The sequence below is a fragment of the Stenotrophomonas sp. genome (assembly GCF_031995405.1).
GTDB lineage: Bacteria > Pseudomonadota > Gammaproteobacteria > Xanthomonadales > Xanthomonadaceae > Stenotrophomonas.
Window position 1 is genome coordinate 4,521 of record NZ_DAMAGC010000039.1, and the last position, 3,053, is coordinate 7,573.

Consider the following 3,053-nt stretch of genomic DNA (forward strand, 5'->3'; position numbering starts at 1 on the left):
TCGGCCCTCCGGTAGAGCCACGCCATGCGTGGCTGCCGTTGCCGTTGCTGCTTACCGCTTACCCCAGATCGCCCAACCGCGCCTGCACGGCGGCGATCGCGGCCAATCCGGCGGTTTCGGTGCGCAGGATCCGCGGCCCCAGTTGCAGGCCCTGGAAGCCGGCCTCGGCCAACGCCTGGCGGTCGCGTGGTGACCAGCCACCCTCCGGCCCGATGGCGATCACCACCCCACCCGGCGCCGGTTGCAGGGTGGACAGGCGATGCTCGCCGAGCGGGTCCAGGGTCAGTTTGAGCGCCTGCGCCGGCATCTGGCGTGCGGCCTCCAGCAGCGACTGCGGCGCCGCTACCTGGGGCACCCGCGCACGCCCGGATTGACCACAGGCCGACACCACCACGCTGGTCCAGTGCGCCAGCCGCTTCCCGGCGCGTGCCGCATCCAGTTTCACTTCCGTGCGCTCGGCGTTGACCGGCACGATCGCCGCCACGCCCAGTTCGGTGGCTTTCTGCAGGATCAGGTCCATCTTCTCGCCACGGGCGATGCCCTGCAGCAGGGTGATGTGCAGCGGCGATTCGTTGTCCAGCGCGGTGGCCGCGTCGATCCGGACCTGCGCATCGCGCTTGCCCACCACCACCAGGGTGGCCGGGTAATCGTGCCCATCGCCGTTGAACAGCACGCAGCCGTCGCCCTCGCGCAGCCGCATGACCCGCACCAGGTGGTTGGCCGCCTCTTCGGGCAGCGACAGGGTCTGGCCGACGGCCAGCGGGGTGTCGACATGGCATCGGGTCACGCGCATGCAACGGCCTCCTCGATCGCGGCCAGGGTGCTCTGGGCCAGCAGGTCCAGGTGTTCGTCTTCCACGCAGTACGGCGGCATCCAGTACAGCACGTTGCCCAGCGGGCGCAGCACCACCCCACGCTTGAGCGCGGCGGTATAGGCGTGCAGCCCCACCCGCGCCTCGGCGGGGAAGGGCGTGCGCTTGTCGCCATTGCGGGTCAGTTCGAAGGCCACCACCATTCCGGCCTGGCGGACATCGGCCACGTGCGGATGGTCGTTGAACGGTGCCGCCAGCGTGCGCATCACCTCGGCGGTGCTGCGGTTGCGCGCGATCACGTCCTCCCCGGCGAAGATGTCCAGCGTCGCCAGCGCGGCGGCGCAGGCCAGCGGATTGCCGGTGTAGCTGTGCGAATGCAGGAACGCCCGCTCGCGCGAATCATCGAGGAAGGCGTCGTACAGCGCCTGGGTGGCCAGCACCGCCGACAGCGGCAGGAAACCGCCGGTCAGGCCCTTGGACAGGCACAGCAGGTCGGGCATCACCCCGGCCTGCTCGCAGGCGAACATCGTGCCGGTGCGGCCAAAGCCGGTGGCGATCTCGTCGGCGATCAGGAACGCGCCGTTGGCATCGCACAGAGCGCGGGCGCGCTGCAGGTAGACCGGATCGTGCATGCGCATGCCGCCGGCGCATTGCAGGCGCGGTTCCAGGATCACCGCGCAGATCTCACCGGGGTGCTGGTCGAACAGCGTGGCCAGCGCATCGGCGGCCTGGTGGGCGCGCTGTGCGGCGCTCTGGCCGGGTTCGGCCAGGTAGGCGTCCGGCGACGGGGCGAACAGCGCCTCGGTCAGCAGCGGGGCATACACGCGGCGGTACAGCGGGATATCGCCCACCGACAGCGCGCCCAGCGTCTCACCGTGGTAACCGTTCTCCAGGGCCACGAAACGGGTGCGGTGGTGCTCGCCACGGTTGCGGAAGTAGTGGAAGGCCATCTTCAGCGCCACCTCGACCCCGGCCGAGCCATTGTCGGCATAGAAGACCTTGGCCAGCGGGTCGCGGCCGACCTGGCGCGGGGCGATCGCCAACAGGCGTTCGGCCAGCCGCACCGCCGGTTCATGGCTGAAGCCGGCCAGCATCACCTGCTCCAGCTGGGTGGCCTGCTGGGCGATGGCGGCGCCGATCCGGGGTTCGGCGTGGCCGAACAGATTGGTCCACCAGCTGCTCACCGCATCGAGGTAGCGTTTGCCGTCATGGTCGATCAGCCACGGGCCTTCACCGCGGGCGATCGGCACCAGTGGCAGGGTGTCGGGGTGTTCGCGCATCTGCGTGCACGGGTGCCAGAGCACGGCCAGGTCGCGACGGCGCCACTGGTCGGCCAGCGATTGGGGGGCTGGGTCTGCTAGCATTTCGGGCTCATGAAGACGTTTTCACCAGCACCCATTCTAGAGAGGCTCGCATGAGTCGTCGCCTGCCCATCATCCACCGCATCACGGACGAGCAGAGCGGGCCGTTCCAGCGCCAGCACCTTGATCTGGAATTCTCCAACGGCGAACGCCGCCGCTTCGAGCGCCTGATCAGCCACGGGCATGGCGCGGTGGTGGTGGTGCCGATGCTGGACGATGAGACCGTGCTGCTGGTGCGCGAGTACGCCGCCGGCGTCCACCGCTACGAACTGGGCCTGGTCAAGGGCCGGATCGATGCCGGCGAAACGCCGCTGCAGGCCGCCGATCGTGAACTGAAGGAAGAAGCCGGCTACGGCGCGCGGCGGTTGGACGTGCTGCGCGCGATGACCCTGGCGCCCACCTACATGAGCCACCAGTCGTGGCTGGTGGTGGCGCGCGACCTGTACCCCGAGCGCCTGGTCGGTGATGAGCCCGAGGAACTGGAAGTGGTGCCGTGGAAACTGGCCGAGCTGGACCAGTTGATGCTGCGCGAGGACTTCTCCGAAGGGCGTTCACTGGCGGCGCTGTTCATCGCCCGGCAGTGGCTGGGCGGCCAGGAATGATCAAGCTCACCACCGATCTGCGCGAAACCGTCATCGCCATCGCCCAGGACGCGGCCGCCGCCATCATGGCCGTCTACGCGACCCCGTTCGAGGTGGAGATCAAATCCGACCGCAGTCCGGTTACCGCCGCGGACCTGGCCGCCAACCAGGTGATCGAGCGTGGCCTGCAGCAACTCACCCCCGACCTGCCGATCCTGTCCGAGGAATCGGCGCAGGTGCCGTGGGAGGTGCGCCAGCACTGGGGTGCCTACTGGCTGGTCGACCCGCTCGACGGCACCC

Annotated in this window: 4 protein-coding genes; 2 read left to right on the forward strand and 2 right to left on the reverse strand. The window is 69.3% G+C overall.

Translation table 11 applies throughout. The features are described 5' to 3' along the window. Nucleotides 1-58: 58 nt before the first annotated feature. Complete coding sequence (locus tag RTO53_RS09225; protein WP_312237509.1) at nt 59-793, reverse strand: 16S rRNA (uracil(1498)-N(3))-methyltransferase; 735 nt, start codon at nt 791-793, stop codon at nt 59-61. Further along, the gene (gene bioA, locus RTO53_RS09230; protein ID WP_312237510.1) at nt 784-2,175 is read right to left on the reverse strand and encodes an adenosylmethionine--8-amino-7-oxononanoate transaminase; all 1,392 of its coding nucleotides are present in this window, start codon (nt 2,173-2,175) and stop codon (nt 784-786) included. Before bioA ends, RTO53_RS09225 begins: the two co-directional genes overlap by 10 nt. 50 nt (nt 2,176-2,225) lie before the next feature. Here bioA and nudE point away from each other — a divergent pair, with 50 nt between their 5' ends. Continuing rightward, nucleotides 2,226-2,774: an ADP compounds hydrolase NudE gene (nudE, locus tag RTO53_RS09235; RefSeq protein ID WP_312237511.1), complete on the forward strand. Its 549-nt coding sequence runs from the start codon at nt 2,226-2,228 to the stop codon at nt 2,772-2,774. Further along, nucleotides 2,771-3,053, forward strand: a 283-nt coding sequence (locus tag RTO53_RS09240; RefSeq protein WP_312237512.1) for an inositol monophosphatase family protein, incomplete at its 3' end; no start/stop codon positions are given. The genes nudE and RTO53_RS09240, both read left to right, overlap by 4 nt.

Coding starts and splice junctions, on each gene's coding strand:
- RTO53_RS09225 (WP_312237509.1), bottom strand. CDS start 793: ATGCGCGTGACCCGATGCCATGTCGACACCCCGCTGGCCGTCGGCCAG.
- bioA (WP_312237510.1), bottom strand. CDS start 2,175: ATGCTAGCAGACCCAGCCCCCCAATCGCTGGCCGACCAGTGGCGCCGT.
- nudE (WP_312237511.1), top strand. CDS start 2,226: ATGAGTCGTCGCCTGCCCATCATCCACCGCATCACGGACGAGCAGAGC.